The following is an 18,684-nucleotide window of genomic DNA, read 5'->3' as shown; positions in this document are numbered from 1 at the left end:
TTAAGGAGTTAAAGGAATGCCAATTAAAGGCAATCAAAGATCATAACACCCGAAGAAAAAAGAAGGCTCTGGGAAATATCTCCCCGGTCCAGTTCCGAACATTGCTGAAAAAAGACAAGATTTCCACTAATTATAACTTAAAACTCAAACCAAGAATACCCGAGCAACCGAGGAAAAGGAATGAAATCAAAATACAAATTATAACTTGACACTTGACAGATAAGTGACAACCATTTTCAGGCAAAGTCAAAGGTTAAAAGTTAAAGGTTAAAGGTTAAATGTTAAATACCGTGCTGATAACTTCAACTGGGATACTTCTTACTTTTCACCTCCTACTATCTTGGCTCTAAGGTCTTGGCTCTAACATCTTGATTCTAGCTACTTGATACTTGATACTGATGACTGGCGACTGGGAAGGTCAGAAGTTGGAGGTGGTCAGTGGTTAGTGGTTAAAAGTTAAAGGTTAAAGGTTAAATGTTAAATGTTAAATGTTAAATGTTAAATACCGTGCTGATAACTTCAACTGGGATACTTCTTACTTTTCACCTCCTACTATCTTGGCTCTGTCATCTTCGATTTAACATCTTGGTTCTTGAATCTCGGCTCTCGGCTCTTGATTCTAGCTACTTGATACTTGATACTGATGACTGGCGACTGGGAAGGTTAGAAGTTGGAGGTGGTCAGTGGTTAGTGGTTAAAAGTTAAAAGTTAAAGGTTAAATGTTAAATGTTAAATGTTAAATACCGTGCTGATAACTTCAACTGGGATACTTCTTACTTGTCACCTCCTACTATCTTGGCTCTAAGGTCTTGGCTCTAATATCTTGATTCTAGCTACTTGATACTGTGACTGCGACTGCGACACTTCTTACTTCCCAAACACAGCTTCGCCTGCTCACTCCCAAATGATTAAAGTTGGAGGGTAAGAGGGGGATCCTGCTACTCAGGTTATTGGAGATTTCTCCCTTCGCTCGAAATGACTACACAAAAGACTGAGTAATAAATTTACTCGGTTGATTTTAAAAAGCAAATTATGGGAGGGATAATGTTGGGTGTTGGATGTCGGGTGTCGGGCGTAAGGAGTGGTCACAGTGGTAAGTTGTTAAAGAAAATCTGAAAGCTAGAGTGAGAAGGCTGAAAGCCTAGCGTCCCACGAAAACTCCAGATTCTTGGCTCTACATAGAGATTTCTGCTCCGCCCCGGCCGATCGAAATGACGTAGGGGTTTCGAAGTGTTTCAGTTAATTGATGACTTGATCGGCGGTGGTCGGGACGGCATGGGCCAAAAAAAGCCTCCACATCTTCTGGATATGGAGGCAGTGTTGATTGAATGTCCCTGGCTTTAGTCCCAGGGGGCGGAAGTTCCCTGATAGAGCCAGGACTTGGACCATTGGCTGTCTTTACCAAAACTGCCGGAATAGTCCGTCAGTTGCAGCCTATCCAATGCTCCTGTGATACTCTCCGAATTGTTGTTGTACTCATCATCTCCATACTGGAATCTCAATGCGACACGGGGCTGTGGGGACTGGGGGCCTGTTACCAGCTTAGGGTAGCCGGTACGCCTGTAGTCGGCAAAAGCCTCGGTGGCCGCTGTCCAGCTTGCAACCCATTTTTGCTCGATTATCTGCTCCAGACTACCATCAAAAGCAACCTCATCTTCCGCTATAAAACCCTCATAATCGTCCGATTTACCCCATACTGTCAAGGATTTGAGGATACCCTCATAATAATGCTGCTCGGCGGATCCCACACTCCATCCCTTTAGTGCCGCTTCGGCAAAAATAAAGCTGACCTCTGCGGAGGAGATCAATCTTGCTTTCAGGATATCCCCCGCGGCTCCCGCGGACTGATATATATCCGCCAGCTGGGAGACATGCTGGTTTTGGGTGCCTTGCCCGGGAGATGGGTTACCATTGTAGGATTCCGGCACCAAAAGTGAGGGAGGCAAACCCACGTATTCCGCATCATTGTATGCTACCAGGTAAGGATTGTATTTTCGGGTAAAGTGTTCATCTGGGTACTGGTTTACAAAATCATCAAATGGGTAAGTCACTACCCCTAAAGGCTCCCCGTCATTTCTGATGAAGTCCTCTGAAGCCACCGCCAATGACTCATCCGCCTCCCATCTGACCCGCACAGGAGCAAACCATACCGCAAGTCTGGGATCATTTGTTCCCATAAGCTGATCAATAAAGGTCTGGCAAGCCTGATAACGTTGGAAATCATCCGGGTTTAAGGGGATGTGGCGGGTGATCCAGATATCACTGGCTCCTCCGGTATAGTCCAACACAGCATCCTGGGACACGTTTTGTATATACTCCCCAGAGGCATAGACCGCTTCAATCCCCGCCTTGGCCACATCAGGTTTTTTTTCGGAAATCCTCATGTAATAGCGAAGCAAGAGGGAGTTGGCAAAGCGCTTCCAACCTGCGGCATTTCCGCCATAATAGAGGTCGTTTGCCGGAGTTACGGCATCATTTCCCGCCGTGCCGAAAAGGGAAACCGCCGTCTGCAAATCGGCGATGATCCCGTCATAAATCACTTCCTGACCATCAAACTTGGGAAACTGCAATTCCACTGAAGCCTGGTCGCCTTTAAGTGCGTCAGTGTAGGGCGCATCTCCCCAGAGATCGGTGATATTGCCAAAGACAAAGGACTTCATGGTCAAAGACACAGCCGTAAAATAATCGTTATCCAGCTCTACGGCTCTTTTGTAAAGCAGCTCATTATTTCTCAGAATATTATACCATCCTGTCCAGTTCATGTTTTCCCAGCCATAGTTGTTATGCCCATCATACCAGCCGTTTTTCTGTGTATGCTGCACGGCACCTGCCATGTCATTTACCCCCAGGTTGGCATAGCTTTGGGCTGCCGCGGCCAAGACAGAAGGCATAAGCAGATTAGGGTTTACTTCTGCGGGATCTATGCCATAGGGGTTGACGTTCATCTCATCAAGCTTGTCATCGCAGCCTGCGAATCCCAGGCAGCAAATCAATGCCATCAAGAATCCCTTATAAATTTTAGATGTAATTTCCATGATGCGGTGATTTGAGATTAAAGATTAAAATTCAATTTGAAGCCTATAGGAAAGCTCCAGGGCATTACATTCTGACGCTCAATCCCTTGACGGAACTGCGAGGAGGTGTTTCCTTGAGTGTCACTGTTAGCCCAGAAAGCCCTTTCCGGATCCACTCCTATGTCTGCCTTGGTCCAAAGCATAAGGTTTCTGGTATAGATGGAGAAAGTCGCGTTTCTGAATTTGCCCAGATTAGGGAACCTATAGCCTATGCTTAATTCCCTTAGCTTGATAAAACTGGCGTCGAAGGTGATCTGCTCGTTGAATCCCCAAGGGTAGGTATTGGTGATGGGATAAATATTAGTCCCTTCTCCGCCGAGGTGTTCCTCGTAAACGTCGTCACTGTAATCATCCGGGGTATCCGCGCCTGCGACCTGGATCACGCCGGGGACAAATGCCCCATCACTCCCGTTTTCATCGACATAGTATCCCCCAGTGGCCGCTGTATAGCCACCAACTCTAGGGTAATTGCCCATAGTGGGAATGATGTACCGCTCAGGATCAGCCTTCATCATGGCTATCAATTCATCGACTGAGTAAAGACTTCCGGGTATCAGGTTGTCTATCTGTCGCTGGGATTTCCAGTCAGACTCCCCATACCTATAAGTAAATGACATGAACTCCCCACCATGCCTCCAATCCAAACTTGCCCCGATGACAAAGTTTTTGATAGATAAGGTAGTCTGGAGTCCCATTTGGAAGTCCGGGTTGAAGTTTCCTACTTTCTTTAGGTTTTCGGTTCCCGATAGTTCTTGCCAGGATCCTGCATTGGAAAGCACGGGCCATCTATAGTAGGGAGAATTAGGATCCTTTACCGAAGCATAGCTTCTGCTGTACATGTTGCCGATTTCCTCTCCCACAAATGTGATCGCACCTCCCCCGTTTTCAGACCATAAGGTGATCCTGTCCAGGCCCTCTGCCAATTCTATCACAGATGTTCTGTTTCTGCTCCAGTTCAGGTCCACATCCCATGAGAAATCCCCTTTGCTGATCAGCGTACCTCCCAGAGCGAGTTCAATTCCCTTGCTGCGGATCAGCCCCGCATTGATCAGACGGCCTGAGTATCCCGAAGAAGAAGGAAGGTTTACCGAAAAAATCTGGTTTCTGTTGTCTATCTGGTAAATGGTGGCGGAGAACCTCAGCCTGTTGCTGTACATATTAAGGTCCACGCCGCCCTCGTAGGATGTAGCTTCCTCGGGTTTCAGATCCGGGTTTAAAATACCTGAGGGCATACTTGCCGTATTTATGGAATTGTACAATCCTGTGCCCAGGTTAGGCACGAGATTGTACGGGCCGGTATCGTTGCCCACCTGTGCCCAGCCAAACCTGAACTTCAGCATGTCAATTTTCTCTGTCAAACCAAGGGTATAATTAGCCAACCAGCTCAGCGAGGCAGAAGGGTAAAAGTAGGACCTGTTGTCTGCCGGCAAGGTGGATGACCAGTCATTTCTGGCTGTAACATCCAAATACAATTGGTCTGCATATCCAAGGGATACCAATCCATAGATGGAGTAAATCCCTTTTTCAAAGTAACCGTTGTCCATGGACCTATTATCAGCGGGGATGTTCTGCACATTATAGATACCGGGGATTACCAGGCCGTTGTTCCGGTCCCCTCCTACGCCCACGTTGGTGCTTTTACCAAACCTGTTCATAATATTCCCGCCCAAAGATGCATTGATGTCCAGGTCACCAAAATCATCCATCCAGGAAACCAGAAAATCCGCGTTGGATTCCTGAGTGAGGATATCAGAGATGTAGTAGCCTCCCCTGGCCATTCTGCTGTAGCTGAAGGGGATTTTGGTTTCCAGTTCCTCATCAGACCTATCCAGGGAATATCTCACCCGGAAGTTGAAGGAATCGGAGAGCTGATAATCCAGGGACACATTTCCATAAATCCTATCCCTCACAAAAGCGTTTTCCATTCCGTAGGCGATAAAATAAGGATTGTCCCCGGCAGCGGTCCTGATCTGCTGGACACCTTCCTGCCCAGGGACCCAGATACCGCGCATCTGATTATAGTCCACGTAAGGGCTGGCATAAACCGCCTCAAGTGGATTTGCTCTTCTATCGCCTGTACTCGGACGGTCATTGGATTTGCTGTTGGTATAGTTGAAATTCGAGCTGAAGGTCAGTTGGGGTAAGATCTTGTGGCTGATGGAAGTAGAGTAGCTGTTTCTGAAAAGGTCAGAATTGGGTATCATGCCCCTATGCAGCATGTTGGAATATGAAATTCTATAGGTGGTCTGATCCGAGCCTCCATCCAGTGCGATATTATTGGTGGAAGTGATCCCTGTCTGCATAAAGTCCTTCATGGCGTTGGGATAGGATATCAGATCGGTGGGCACGGGATCCCCGTTTTCATCCAAGGGACTATTCCACTGAATAGCTTTGTTGCCCACATCCAGATCCGGTCCGCCCCAGTAGGCCGAACCCTCATTGAATACCCCGTTACGGTTGCCATTGGCATACTTATAATGAAAATCCAGCAGGCGTGTAGGCCTTTCAAAAACATTGCTGGTAGAGAAAGATATTCCCATGGTCTTACCGGCTTTGCCCGACTTGGTGGTAATGATCACCACACCATTTCCGGCACGGGTGCCATAAAGTGCCGCCGCACTAGGGCCTTTCAGCACAGAGATGCTCTCTATATCGTCGGGGTTGATATCCGAGATCGCATTGCCGTAATCCACCTGGTTTCCGTCCCCGTTTTGCCTGATATTGTTCAGGGAATTGGACATGGGGACGCCATCCACCACAAACAGGGGCTGATTATCCGTGGTCAGGGATGTAGCTCCCCGTATGACCATACTCATGGAAGATCCCGGGCCGGAGGTCTGGTTTATGGTGACCCCGGGCATTCTCCCGGAAAGGGAACTGAGCACGTTTTCCTGTGATACCTGGGTCAGTTCCTCCCCTTTTACATTGGAGACATCGTATCCGAGTGAGCGCTGGTCCCGCTTGATGCCCAAGGCAGTCACCACTACTTCAGACATATCTGTTGCGGTTTCGGACATGGACACATCTATCGTAGATTGGTTTCCCACTGTGATTTCCTGGGAATCAAAACCCACGAATGAAAACACCAGTACCGCGGCAGGCCCGGCCACATTTAAGGTATAGGTGCCGTTAATCTCGGTGACAGTGCCATTAGAGGTGCCTTTTTCCAGCACAGTGACTCCCGGGAGGGGTGAACCGTCTATACTGGAGACTATTTTACCCCGCACCTGCTGTGCCTGGATCTCCTCCAATAGCACAGGGGGGTGAGGGCTTATCGCTGAGACATGTGCAAATGTGCCCATGATGATGCCAAAGACCAGGGGAACTCTCCTGAGGATCTTGACGGGTTTGATTTTGGAAAATTGTTTCATCTTCTGTTTATAGTTTGTTTTTTTAATGGTCACACCTGCCTATCGGCAGGTTTGGCTATTTCATACCTGTCCTATTAATTATTCATTAGATTGATCGGTTGGGTCGGTATCTTTCCCATCCGGATCCAGTACATCAAAAATTTCCTGAAAAGCCTGGTCGATATCCATGGAATCTGTTTCTGATTTTATTTTTTCCAGAAACAGATCAAACTCTTCTTTGGATATCTCACCATTGGCTAATTTTCCAATCAATTCCCTGATGCTAGGATTTTTCATAGGCTGTACCTTCATGGATACTACCCCGGACATTAAAAAACGGACTACCTAGCTACTGATTACCAGTTTGTTAATTTATGGTTTGGGTTATCAGGAAGTTGATAACAATTTGAAAACACAGAGATGGGGGGGTAAGTGGGATGTTGGGTGACCGATGCCGGATGCCGGACGCCGGATGTCCGATGCCGGATGTCCGATGTCGGGTGTTGGGTGACCGAAGACAGTGGGAAGTTTATTTCTAAAATCCTGTGTAAACGAGCAATGCCGTAGGCATGATAGATTTTGTAGCCCCGGGTTTTAACCCGGGGATTCAATTGGAATCATGGCCATTGCCCTCGGAGCACACAGTCCTTATGGAAAGGAGTGTCAAGTCCGAGGGGTGGAAATGACGCAATCGGTGTTGGGAGACGGAAGACGGAAGACCGGAGACCGAAGACAGTGGGGTGCTGGGTGACAGATGTGGGGTGTCCGGTGTCAGCACCGTCTTTGCGAGGACGAAGGACGAAATGAACAAAACCCATTATGGCAGTTAATAGACCGTTCGTGAGACACGAACGGTGGCGGATCTCAGTCGCAGGAGGCAGAAATAAAGTCTGAAAGCTGAAGTGAGAAAGCTGAAAGTCTATAATCCAACCTACTCGTAATTCCTAACTACGGTAGGCAGGCTTATCTCTTGGTTCTCGGCTCTCGGCTCTTGATTCTTGCGTCTGATCACTGCGACTGGATATCCCGCTCCTGTAGAGCTCTTGGTAACCTTGCTGTCTTTTCCACCCAGCCCTTTGATAGTATTCTAAAGAGGATCTTGGGCAGTGGACCAACTCTTACAACTTAATCTTTTGCTCTTTCCTGGCTCTTGACTCTTCTCTCTTGGTTCGTGTCACTTAGTTCTTGACTCTTGGTTCTTGATACTTGCTACTTGATACTTGCTACTTGATACTTGATACTAATCACTACGACTGCTGTCCGATCCAGTCACAGGCATACACACCGTTTCACGCATTTTCTACACTCAGACGGGTATTTGTCATACTAATAAAGAAAGCCAAAGAGCCAAAGAGGTATTTTAGATCCAAAACCGGTTTCAATATCATCGGCAGCAATAAATCCGCTATCCAATCCTGCTTTAGACAACGATTTTCCAGCTCCCCCAACTTCTATATTCCAGCTCTTATTGATCAGGAAATCTCCTTTTGGAGGCAATACAACTTTATGATGATAGCCCACCTGATTCAAAAAGAAGGTTTCTCTTAGATTACCTATATCTACATTTTTTCCTAGCGCAAAAGCCAGATTAGTGTTTTCCAGATATAACTTGGACGGTTTTTGTAACAATGAAATACCTTCTGTGGACTGGTAAAGGTTCTTGGTCAATTTACTTTGGTCCAAATAATGAAAGTAGGTTAAAAGAGTAGTTCTGTTTATCCCGATTTTCTGTCCAAGCTTAGTGACATTGGGCACAAAGGGAACAGAATCAGCAATAATTGCCAGTAATTGTTTGATTTTAGGAACATAAGCAACATCAAATTTTCTGAGCTGGGGCAGTTCAACCTCCAGCACCAAATTTACCACCGCAGTAAGTTGCTGCTCATATAGCTCTCCAAACGCCCGTGAAAAAGGATAATAACCCTTTTTCAAATAATCCTTGAAGTATTGAAAAGGGCGAAAACCCGTGAGGAGTTCATTGCTTAGCTCCACATGTCGGTCTAAAATATCCTCCATTTTCAGTATTGGAAGCTTTAAGTCAGTTTCCAAGTTTATATATTCCCTCAAAGAGAGTCCGCTAAGCTGATATATCAATGCCCTTCTACTCAAATCTGCTGCGGAATTCAGTATTTCCAATAAGGAGGATCCCGTGAAAATAACTTTCAGCTCAGGATAAAAATCATAGATATTCTTCAATTGCCTGGACCAGTCAGGATATTTATGAACTTCATCCAAAACCAAAACCTTCCCTCCCATTTTGGTAAATTGATCCGCAAGGTCCAAAAGGCTATTGGCAGAAAACCAAAAATGGTCCAATGACACAAAAAGCACTGTACTATCACCTTCTCCAAACTGCTTTTTCAGATATTGGAGCAGCATGGTGGTTTTGCCCACTCCTCTCGCTCCGGTAATGCCTATCAATCTATTTTCCCAACGGATAGATGCAAGTAAACTTCTCTGAAAATCCAGTGAAGTATTTCTTAAAAGTTTTTGATGTAAACTAAATAACTCCTGCATAATTGTATATTACAATAAACAAAGATATAGAAATTTTGTTCACTACAATGTACATTATTTAAATTAGTAGTCTGTCTATATCCATGTTAGGGAGGAGGGGTGTTGGGTGACCAATGTCGGGTGTTGGGTGACCGAAGACAGGAGACCGGAGACGGAAGACAGTGGGAAGTTTATTTCTAAAATCCTGTGTAAATGAGCAATGCCGTAGGCATGATAGATTTTGTAGCCCCGGGTTTTAACCCGGGGATTCAATTAGAATCATGGCCATTGCCCTCGGAGCACACAGTCCTTATGGAAAGGAGTGTCAAGTCCGAGGGGTGGAAATGACGCAATCGGTGTTGGGAGACGGAAGACGGAAGACCGGAGACCGAAGACAGTGGGGTGCTGGGTGACAGATGTGGGGTGTCCGGTGTCAGCACCGTCTTTGCGAGGACGAAGGACGAAATGAACAAAACCCATTATGGCAGGTAATAGACCGTTCGTGAGACACGAACGGTGGCGGATCTCAGTCGCAGGAGGCAGAAATAAAGTCTGAAAGCTGAAGTGAGAAAGCTGAAAGTCTATAATCCAACCTACTCGTAATTCCTACCTACGGCAGGCAGGCTTGTCTCTTGGTTCTTGGCTCTTGGCTCTTGGCTCTTGATTCTTGATACTTGATACTTGATACTGATCACTGCGACTGGAAACTGGCACAACCTATTCTTACCTTTTGAAGGAGGTAGTGTTGCTCCCAAACCGCTTCCTATACTCCCCAGGGGCAAATCCGGTCAGTTGCCTGAACTGCCTAGCAAGGTTATTACTATCCTGAAAGCCCAAATCCAATGCCAGCTCAAACACACTCTGGTCAGTACTGAGGAGTTTTTGGGCCAGTCTCTCCATCCTGACCTTGGTGATATACTTGTACACAGGCTGCCCTGTGATCTTCAGAAAACGCTTTTCCAAGGCTCTGCGGGAAAGCGGAACTTCTTTGACCACCTGATCCACCAAAATATTGCTATCTATATTCCTGTGGATAAAAGTCAGGGCTTCCGCCACATATTCATCCGAGGAGGCATACATGTCGGTAGAGGAACGGGTGATGATTTTCAACGGGGGGACAATGATATCCCGGATGTTTTTTTCCCCTGTTCTGATCATTTCATCCAAAAGCCGGGCTGACTCATACCCTGCCCGCTCTATATCCAGGTCTATACTGGACAGTTGTGGGTCTGAGAGTTCACAAAAGGTCATATCGTTATCCACTCCCAAAACGGCCACCTCCTGTGGGACTTTAATATTATTGTGGTTGCAGGCCTCGATTATATGGACTGCTCTGTTGTCATCACATGCCATTAAGGCCACTGGTTTGGGGAGATTTTTGAGCCATTTGCTAAGTGATTTGCTTTTGTAATACCACATATCGGCAGTGTGGGATTTTTTATGCTCATAGTAGTTCACCTCATAACCCGCCTCCTGAACGGCAGATTCAAAGCCCTCTGCCCGCTCTCTGGACCACACGATATTGTTGAAACCATAAAACGCGAAATGATAATATCCTTTGTTCAAAAAGTATTCAGCGCCCATCATGCCGGTTTCCCTATAGGATCCGGTGATATTGGGGATTTTCTCAAACCTTTCCTTAAAATCCTGGGCAATAACCGGGATGTCTTCCGCGAGAAAGCCTTCCTCCATCTCGTTGTAAAGCTGCCCAATGATGCCATTTGCCTTCCATTCCCTGGCCCAGTCCGCAATCCCTTTCACCCCTATCATCTCCCGGTAATAAAGGGGCATTCTGCAAAATGACCATTGGCCGTTTCTGGCAGAATAGGCAGAGATCCCCTTCAGCAATAACTTACTGTACTCTTCAGCAAAGTCCAACAATAAGATAACCCTATGCATGGTTTCGGTCAAAAAGCTCTTTGAACGATGTGACCCTGGAGTTTTTCACCAATGGCCTGGCCCATACTCCGATAAACAAGATGTACCCCAAGGGAACAAAAAGAAAAAACATAGCCGCATGCAGCCCTATGCTATCTGCCAAACTGCCGACGATGAGGGGGACTACCGCACCGCCTACAATCCCCGAGCAAAGCAGCCCGGCGAAGGTACCATGGGCAAAATCCACCGAATTCAGTGCCAGGGAAATCAAGATAGACCACATCACTGAGAGACAAAACCCGGAAAAGGAAAAAGCAAATAACGCGAGATTTCCCTGTGCGGTAAGTCCTGTAATAAGAGCCAGCATAGCAGCAACCGTAAACAGGATCAGCACCAGCCTGCTGTCCAGGAATTTTAGCAACACCAGGCCAAACAAACATCCTATCGTCAGCAATCCCCAGAAATAGGAAATGACCTGAGCCCCTCCTGTACCGGGATCTACACCATGATTATCCTGTAGAAACTGACTCACCCAGTTAGCTATTCCCTGCTCAGTGCCCACGTAGGAGAAAATCCCAAGGAAGTATAACCAGACCAGCCTTTTCCCCAACAATTTTTTTAGGGTAAGGCCCAGTTCTATTTTTTCATCGGATTTCAACTCCACTTTAGGGAAATGTGTGAGCCCTATCAGAGCAAGCATCACACAGGCCAGCAAGGCAAAGACAAAATATACAGAAACCCACTTCATCCCGGCAGGCACCCAATTTTCCAATAGCACTATCCAGTAAGGGGCTGTTTCGGAGAATAGGTTTTGATCCATATAGCTATATAGCATAGGACTCAGAAATGAGGCCGACCCAAATGCGAGCTGCCCCAAAACAGAATTGAAGGCAAAATGCTCCTCTCCGCCGGTCACCCTCAGCAGTGGGTTAATCACCACCTGCAGCATTGCCATTCCCAATCCGATGATAAACAAGGAAGTCAGCGCAAATCCAAATCTAGGAGTAAAACCAAACAGCAGGGCACCGGCTGCGGCCAGTGCAAATGCCAGCAACAACACCTTTTTTCCGCCCATGCGTTCGACAAGCAAGCCTGACGGCAGGGACATGACCCCATATGCGACAAAAAACGCAAACGGCAGGAAACCTGCCAATCCATAGCTTAAGGAAAAACTGTCGATAATCCCAGGGATGATGGGGCCGAGGATATTTGACATCAGGGATATGACGAAGAATATCAAAAAAATCAATAAGAGAATCTTCGTTTTCCCACGTTTGGTTTTTCCTGTCATACTTTTATCTGATTATCCGCAATGATGTCAGCTGTCATGTTTTCTTTGTTAAACCCGAAATCCCCGGGAGGCAGCCCGTTGCTTCGACTTCGCTCAGCACAGGAAGGGTTCAATGCTGTTTTTTGTAAATCCTAAAACACATTGATCACTTCACTGGCAGCAGGCGGCTGTATAAGGTATTGATTTCAGTCCAATTTTAGGTAAAAATCCTTTCAGAACTGTATGCTTAACAATTCTTTAATTTAAAGAAAAACCAATTGACCATTAGTCCATTCTCCACAATAAGGGGTACTACTATTGAAATTCAATGCATTTATAGTTTAGGATTTACAAAAGAGTGCATACGCCACCCCGGGCGGTGGTCCAGTAGATTGGTCATGAGGTTGGAGTTGCTTTACATAAGAATAGGAACCCAAAAAAAGATATGGGTTTGACCACAGGATAGAAGAGTTCGGTTGAAAACAGACCCGAAGGGCAAGTGGACACTACAATTTAAACTGATTAAATAAAAATGATGACAATCACAAATCTGCCCATTTCTTATGCGCCTATACAATAAAAGTAAGGTAATACTAGCTCTTTGGGTTTCAACTCTTTCTGTTTCACTTGCCCAGACCGAATCCGGAAAGACGTATGCTGAAAGGCTGGGCTATCCGGAGGGCAGAAAAGTGGTTATATTTCATGTAGATGATGCCGGTATGTCCTATGAGTCCAATCAGGGCACTTTTCAGGCAATGCAAGAAGGCGTGGCCACCTCCTGTAGCGTGATGATGCCCTGTCCCTGGGCGGGTACATTTTTGAGATTAAGCAAGGAGACACCCGGAATGGATATTGGATTGCACCTGGTGCTCACCTCTGAATGGAAAACTTACCGTTGGGAACCTCTGGCCGGTAGGACTTTGGTACCGGGATTATTGGATCCTGAAGGCTCTTTTTGGCCCAGTGTAGAGGAAGTCGTAGCTCATGCCCCCGCAGAGGAAGTGTATTTGGAATTAAAAGCGCAGGTGGAGCGTGCCTTGCAAAACGGCATCTTGCCCACCCACCTGGATTCCCATATGGGCACATTGTTTGCCAGCCCGGAATTTCTGGAAACTTATCTCAAGGTAGGATTGGAATACCAGATCCCGATTATGTTCCCGGGTGGCAACAATAAACTTATCACTGAAAGTTTTCAACAGGCTATGATAAAGCAATTGAAGAAAGAAGGAAATTACCAGGAAGGCATGGATCTTCCCACTCCCGCTGTTCTGCGTGAAGCCCAGGCTATGGGAGAAAAAATCTGGAGTTCGGGATTTCCTGTGCTGGATGACCTTCACAAGGACAGTGGAGACTGGAGACCAGACAAGGTTTCCTTTACCCAAAGGGAGTTGACCCAGCATAAAATCATGAAATTCAAAGAGACACTGGAGCAGCTGGAACCTGGGCTAGCCATGATCATAGTCCATTGCAGTGAAAATACAGAAAATTTCCAAAGGTTTTCAGGATCAGGGGCTTCCAGACAAGCTGACTTGGAAGCCATGCTTTCACCTGAATTGAAAGCCTATGTTGAAGAGGAAAAAATAATCCTTACTACATGGAAGGAAGTCATGGAGCGTAGGAGAAACAGTAAATAGTATGATTGTCCGCAATGATTTTCCAACGATTATTCCAAAAACATAGGTGCGGTTAAGCGGATACACATATCAATTAAAAATGCTAAGAAGCCTTTTCAGGCAAACAACGTTCCTGTGGATAGGAATGATGATGGCACCGATTTGCCTATTTGCTCAAGCCAAGCTTGTACCCTCCCTACTCAACGAGCCCATATTCCCCTTGCAGGCAAAACACACCCATGCCAGCAGTATAGTGGCGCTTCCCGGCGGGGACCTGCTTAGCGTATGGTTTGAGGGTTCGGGAGAAAGAAAGGCGGATGATGTACTGTTGATGGGATCAAGGAAAAAAAGAGGGGAATCCGGCTGGTCAAAACCATTTGAGATGGCAGATACTCCGGGAATACCAGATTGCAACCCTGTACTTTTTCTCAATCAAAATGAAGAATTGTTCTTGGTATGGATCGCCGTAAATGCCAACGAGTGGGAAAACTCCCTACTTCGGCTGAGAAGAAGTACCTCTTATAGCACCGCCGGGGCACCGATATGGACTTGGCAGGACAATATTATTTTAAAACCGGGAGATGAATTTGCGGAGGAAGTTTCACGAAAAATCAAGGACCTCCCACCCGCCCATTTGGGATGGTCATCCTATGCTCCAGAATACGAGACGATGATTATCGAGGCATCCCAAGATTCCAAAAAAACAAGTATGGGATGGATGACCAGGATTAAGCCTCTCATCATGGAAGACCGGATACTTTTACCACTTTATTCGGATGGCTTCAATTTATCCCTGATGGCTATTTCTGATGATATGGGAGAAAGTTGGAAACCCAGCTTACCGCTGGTAGGCAAAGGCCCTATACAACCTGCATTGATCCAAAAGGAAAACGGAGATATCCTCGCGATGCTCCGTGATGCAGGAGATGCCCCTCCTATGATCCAGCAAAGCGTTTCGAGAGACAGGGGTGAGACCTGGACAGCCGCCACAAAAACGGCCTTCCCGAATACAGGCAGTGTGGAACTGCTAAAACTTCAGGATGGCAGGTGGTGGATGGTAGGAAACGATATACCTGATGGCAGGTATCGATTGGCCCTCTGGATTTCATCAGATGAGGGCAAGGTCTGGAGCGCGCCCCAATACCTTGAACTAGACCCGGCACAGGAGGGAAAATATTCCTATCCTGCCTTGATCCAGGACAGGGAGGGCCTAGTTCACCTCACCTACTCCAAACACCTAAACGAGGGGAAAACCATTCAGTATCGTCTATTGGATCCCTCGCAAATCCACTGACATAGAAAACACCCGCATGGCAGGCAGACATAAAATTAAAATTCCATTTGTAGTATATCCGAAATGATGCCACTAGCCGTATTTTCATCGCTTTACCGGAAGGATGACCGATACTTCGACTTCGCTCAGTACAAGTTACTTCACCTGCGCTCAGTACTAGTGACAGAAGCCGTCGTGACGTGAATGTTTCCCGAAGCATTGCTGTATAAAAGCGGATCATAAAAAAAGACTTCGTCCCACTTTGGGGAAGGATAGTATTCATTGATAAACAAATCGTAAACAGATGAAAAAAATTTTTCACGTATTCTTACTACTCTTTATCGTACTGGCCAATAGCACTCTAAAAGCACAGTCAGGAAGCGGAGGTTCATATCAGGACACTGCGTTTGTTCAGGAATATTCGGTAATAAATTCAAGGGGACTCAGCGATCTATCTATACAAAGCCTGGCCAGTAACCGGGCTGGGAACGTTCAGGTTCTGGAAAATATGAAGCTCTTGCGTCCGGAAGGAGGTCAGTTTCAGGTTTGGGGAACTTTGGCGCCTGATCGGTCCTACCTGCCCATGGCTGACAAAAAAGTGAAGGCGATAGACAGTTACCAGGGCGAAATGATATACCTGGATGATCAAAGCGTATTCAGCAATGCTTGGGCGGGCAGCTTGTTTTTGAAGCATGAGTTACCAGCTGCACATCGCTTCGAAGGAGGTCGGCAGTTTGATTTTTTGATCAGTGACGGTAAGCGATTGCAATATGTGGGCCCCAGCATAGAGAAGCCGCTTATACTGTCGGTTCCGCAGGAAGTCCTGGACATTCGATACGATTCCACCCAGGATAAATTCTGGGTCTTGAGCGAAGAAAAAGTCTATCAGTTTGATCCCGGATCCCGGGAGCTTCAGGAGGAATTATCGGCACGAGGTCTTAGCTCTCTAGCCTACTTCCTTCCCCAGAACCAATTGGTACTCGGAAGTGACTCGGGATATTTCATCTATGACATCCAATCCAAAACCCAATCCCCCCTATTGACAAAAATACCCTGGGCGGACATCCTGGTGGTAGAAAGTTGGGAAGATGAACTTTGGTTTGGAACGGGCAAGGGAGCCTTTGCCATACTTCCTGATGGGGAAATAAAATACTACTATTTGGAAAGATGGCTTCCTGGTGAGGAGGTGTACGACATTGCCTTTGGCCTGGAGGAAATCTACCTCCTTACCAATGAGGGCCTGGCAACTATACACCGAAAGGAAATGACCTTGGGAGAAAAAGCGGAATATTTCGACGAATACACACGGAAGAACCATCTTAGAAACGGATTTAACGCTAGACTTGAACTAACAGAGCCGGGAAATATAGCCACGGGGAGACTGGAAGACTCGGACAACGACGGCCTATGGACCTCCATGTATTTAGCTGCCCAGGGTTTTAACTATGCCGTGACCCAAGATCCCGGAGCCCTGAGCCAGATCAGACAATCCCTGCTGGCCATGGAGCGTCTGTTCACCATTAACCCTGTGCCTGGTTTTCCTTCCCGCTCTTTTGAAAGGACCGGGTATATAGAGAAACTGGCTGATCCGGAAAGATGGCAACATTCACCGGATCCTGAATGGGACTGGAAATCCACCACCAGCAGCGATGAGGCAATCGGTCATATGTTTGTCTATGGGGTACTTGCGGAGCTTGTGGAGGATGAATGGGTGAAAAGCAAATCCATAGAACTGATGGATACGCTGATGTCCCACATCCTGGAACATGACATGTATTTGTATGATTTTGACGGAAGACCTACTCAATGGGGCAAGTGGAATCCTGAATATGTCAACAACTTCCCCATACAGGTCGGGGACAGAAAGCTCAACTCTTCCAACATCATCAGCATGCTCCAGACCGCCTACCACTTTACCGGCAAGGAGAAGTATAAGGAAAAGGCCTTTGAGTTGATGGAGAATGAGGGTTATCTAGAAAACCTAATGAGACCCATGAAAATCATCGGAGAAGCCGGGGCCGAAAGTGATTCTTACAGCCAAATGCTTTCTGAGGCCTGGAATCATTCTGATGACGAGATGTACTTTTTAGGATACTGGGGACTCTATAGGTATACTTTTGATGCAGGATTGCAAGCAAAATTCAAGCAGGCCATCCTAGATCACTGGGAGGTAGAGAGACCGGAAAAAGACCCCTTGTGGAATATCATTACAGCTATAGTCCAACCGGAAGAATTTGATTTGGAGGAATCCATTTGGTTCTTGCAGAAGCATCCCCTGGATCTGATCAACTGGGACGTGAAAAACAGCCATCGAAAAGATATACAGAACCTCGAAGCTAATTTCAGAAGACAAAGCATCTCCGAGGTATTGCCTCCTTCCGAGACCAAAATAGCTAGGCATAATGCCAATCGCTTTAATCTGGATGGAAACGGAGGTGGAAAATCCAGCTTCAGTCCGGGAGATATTTGGTTGCTTCCTTATTGGATGGGCAGGTACCTGGGTGTAATACATTGATATCCGGCCAAAATCCCTGAAACATACAATCATAAAAACCATCCGCAATGATAGCTTGGCGGCTTTTTTCAGCAGGTCCCACATCTAAGGTTGCCCTATAAGCTTAACATAAATATAATATACTGATTATTAAGAGTTAACCGATTTCAAAAATTCGCAAATTGAGGATTTAAATACGTGATTTACGTCCTTCGATAAGGCTATTTTTCCAAAATTTATAGAGGAAAAAATAAATAGCCATATGAAATCGAGCCTACCGGCAGGCGCAGATGTGGCCTATAAAACTCAAATTATAATCACATGAAAGAACCTACTACAGCTACTATTGAGGATTTTAAAAAAGGCAAACAAGAGGCGATTGAAGCAGTTTATCATTATTACAAACCTTTATTGGTCAAGTTTGTAATCACCTTAATAAAGGATGCCGAGGAAGCAGAGGTGATTTTTCATAATGTGTTTTTAAAAATTTTAAGAAGAAAAAAGGAACTGGACTCGGCACAGGCAATTCGCCCATATGTTTTTACCATCACCAAAAACGAGGTCAGGGATTATTTCAAGCGACTGAGTGTAAGCCGGAGAAAGGCCAATGAATATTATGAGGGCAGGATAGAAAGCAGTGTAGAGCTGAAGCTTGAGGAGGAGAAGCTTCTGAACAAATTGGAGGAGGCGATGGAAATGCTTACAGAGCAAAGAAAAAAAGTGATACAACTCTCCTACTTCGACAATCTATCCTATCAGGAGATCGCAGATCGAATGTTGATTTCAAAAAACACGGTAAAAAACCACCTGATCAAGGCCAGACTTAGTCTTAGGAGTTATTTGACATAGGTTTGAATGGGACGTTGGTAGATGACCGGTGGTGGATGATGGATGACGGATGTCCGGTGTTGGATGATGGATGTCGGATGTCCGGTGTTGGATGTTGGATGTGAGGTGAGCGAAGACCGTTTGGTTCAAGTCTTCAGAACCGTTTGGTTCAAGTCTTCAGACTTGGACCTACAGTAGTGAAGTCTCCCGACTTCCTATCTCAATTTCACAATATAGCAGTTTGAAAACTGCATTGAAAAAGGCACAAGCCTGCCTGACCGGTAGACAAAATCAAGATTCTAGCTACTAGCTATGTGATACCCCGTTTGGTTCAAGTCTTCAGACTTGGATCTACAGTAGTGAAGTCTCCTGACTTCCATTTCAATTTCACAATATAGCAGTCTGAAG

The 18,684-nt window shown here is 46.1% G+C and carries 11 protein-coding genes; 5 read left to right on the top strand and 6 right to left on the bottom strand.

Features of this window, described 5'->3' with window-relative positions; all coding sequences use genetic code 11:
* Positions 1-209, top strand: a 209-nt coding sequence (locus LZF95_RS23430) for a hypothetical protein (protein ID WP_233757724.1), incomplete at its 5' end; no start/stop codon positions are given.
* 1,131 nt (positions 210-1,340) lie between these two features.
* On the opposite strand, the gene LZF95_RS23425 is transcribed toward LZF95_RS23430, so the two are convergent.
* The 6 genes from LZF95_RS23425 to LZF95_RS23400 form a co-directional block, all read right to left on the bottom strand.
* The gene (locus LZF95_RS23425) at positions 1,341-3,035 is read right to left on the bottom strand and encodes a SusD/RagB family nutrient-binding outer membrane lipoprotein (RefSeq protein ID WP_233757764.1); all 1,695 of its coding nucleotides are present in this window, start codon (positions 3,033-3,035) and stop codon (positions 1,341-1,343) included.
* A gap of 17 nt (positions 3,036-3,052) precedes the next feature.
* Complete coding sequence (locus LZF95_RS23420; RefSeq protein ID WP_233757763.1) at positions 3,053-6,445, bottom strand: SusC/RagA family TonB-linked outer membrane protein; 3,393 nt, start codon at positions 6,443-6,445, stop codon at positions 3,053-3,055.
* A gap of 78 nt (positions 6,446-6,523) precedes the next feature.
* Positions 6,524-6,721, bottom strand: a complete 198-nt coding sequence (locus LZF95_RS23415) for a hypothetical protein (protein ID WP_233757762.1) — start codon at positions 6,719-6,721, stop codon at positions 6,524-6,526.
* A gap of 1,029 nt (positions 6,722-7,750) precedes the next feature.
* On the bottom strand, positions 7,751-8,941 hold the full coding sequence (locus LZF95_RS23410) for an ATP-binding protein (RefSeq protein WP_233757761.1): 1,191 nt from the start codon (positions 8,939-8,941) through the stop codon (positions 7,751-7,753).
* 702 nt (positions 8,942-9,643) lie between these two features.
* Positions 9,644-10,819, bottom strand: a complete 1,176-nt coding sequence (locus tag LZF95_RS23405; RefSeq protein ID WP_233757760.1) for a DNA-binding transcriptional regulator — start codon at positions 10,817-10,819, stop codon at positions 9,644-9,646.
* Complete coding sequence (locus tag LZF95_RS23400; protein WP_233757758.1) at positions 10,812-12,089, bottom strand: MFS transporter; 1,278 nt, start codon at positions 12,087-12,089, stop codon at positions 10,812-10,814. The genes LZF95_RS23405 and LZF95_RS23400 overlap by 8 nt, the downstream gene beginning before the upstream one ends.
* A gap of 542 nt (positions 12,090-12,631) precedes the next feature.
* On the opposite strand from LZF95_RS23400, the gene LZF95_RS23395 reads away from it, so the two are divergent.
* From LZF95_RS23395 to LZF95_RS23380, 4 genes are all read left to right on the top strand, one after another.
* On the top strand, positions 12,632-13,702 hold the full coding sequence (locus LZF95_RS23395) for a polysaccharide deacetylase family protein (RefSeq protein ID WP_233757757.1): 1,071 nt from the start codon (positions 12,632-12,634) through the stop codon (positions 13,700-13,702).
* A 79-nt stretch (positions 13,703-13,781) separates the two neighbouring features.
* Positions 13,782-14,975 (top strand): exo-alpha-sialidase, encoded by a 1,194-nt coding sequence (locus tag LZF95_RS23390; RefSeq protein ID WP_233757755.1) that lies wholly within the window; start codon positions 13,782-13,784, stop codon positions 14,973-14,975.
* Between the two features lie 283 nt (positions 14,976-15,258).
* Positions 15,259-17,469, top strand: coding sequence for a hypothetical protein (locus LZF95_RS23385; protein WP_233757754.1), 2,211 nt, complete (start codon positions 15,259-15,261; stop codon positions 17,467-17,469).
* 300 nt (positions 17,470-17,769) lie between these two features.
* Positions 17,770-18,297: an RNA polymerase sigma factor gene (locus LZF95_RS23380; protein WP_233757753.1), complete on the top strand. Its 528-nt coding sequence runs from the start codon at positions 17,770-17,772 to the stop codon at positions 18,295-18,297.
* The last annotated feature ends 387 nt before the right edge of the window (positions 18,298-18,684 follow it).

This window comes from Algoriphagus sp. AGSA1, assembly GCF_021390545.1.
Lineage (GTDB): Bacteria > Bacteroidota > Bacteroidia > Cytophagales > Cyclobacteriaceae > Algoriphagus.
Note: the sequence above shows the minus strand (reverse complement) of the source record. Positions and strands in the feature narration are given on the sequence as shown.

Coding starts and splice junctions, on each gene's coding strand:
- LZF95_RS23425 (WP_233757764.1), bottom strand. CDS start 3,035: ATGGAAATTACATCTAAAATTTATAAGGGATTCTTGATGGCATTGATT.
- LZF95_RS23420 (WP_233757763.1), bottom strand. CDS start 6,445: ATGAAACAATTTTCCAAAATCAAACCCGTCAAGATCCTCAGGAGAGTT.
- LZF95_RS23415 (WP_233757762.1), bottom strand. CDS start 6,721: ATGAAAAATCCTAGCATCAGGGAATTGATTGGAAAATTAGCCAATGGT.
- LZF95_RS23410 (WP_233757761.1), bottom strand. CDS start 8,941: ATGCAGGAGTTATTTAGTTTACATCAAAAACTTTTAAGAAATACTTCA.
- LZF95_RS23405 (WP_233757760.1), bottom strand. CDS start 10,819: ATGCATAGGGTTATCTTATTGTTGGACTTTGCTGAAGAGTACAGTAAG.
- LZF95_RS23400 (WP_233757758.1), bottom strand. CDS start 12,089: ATGACAGGAAAAACCAAACGTGGGAAAACGAAGATTCTCTTATTGATT.
- LZF95_RS23395 (WP_233757757.1), top strand. CDS start 12,632: ATGCGCCTATACAATAAAAGTAAGGTAATACTAGCTCTTTGGGTTTCA.
- LZF95_RS23390 (WP_233757755.1), top strand. CDS start 13,782: ATGCTAAGAAGCCTTTTCAGGCAAACAACGTTCCTGTGGATAGGAATG.
- LZF95_RS23385 (WP_233757754.1), top strand. CDS start 15,259: ATGAAAAAAATTTTTCACGTATTCTTACTACTCTTTATCGTACTGGCC.
- LZF95_RS23380 (WP_233757753.1), top strand. CDS start 17,770: ATGAAAGAACCTACTACAGCTACTATTGAGGATTTTAAAAAAGGCAAA.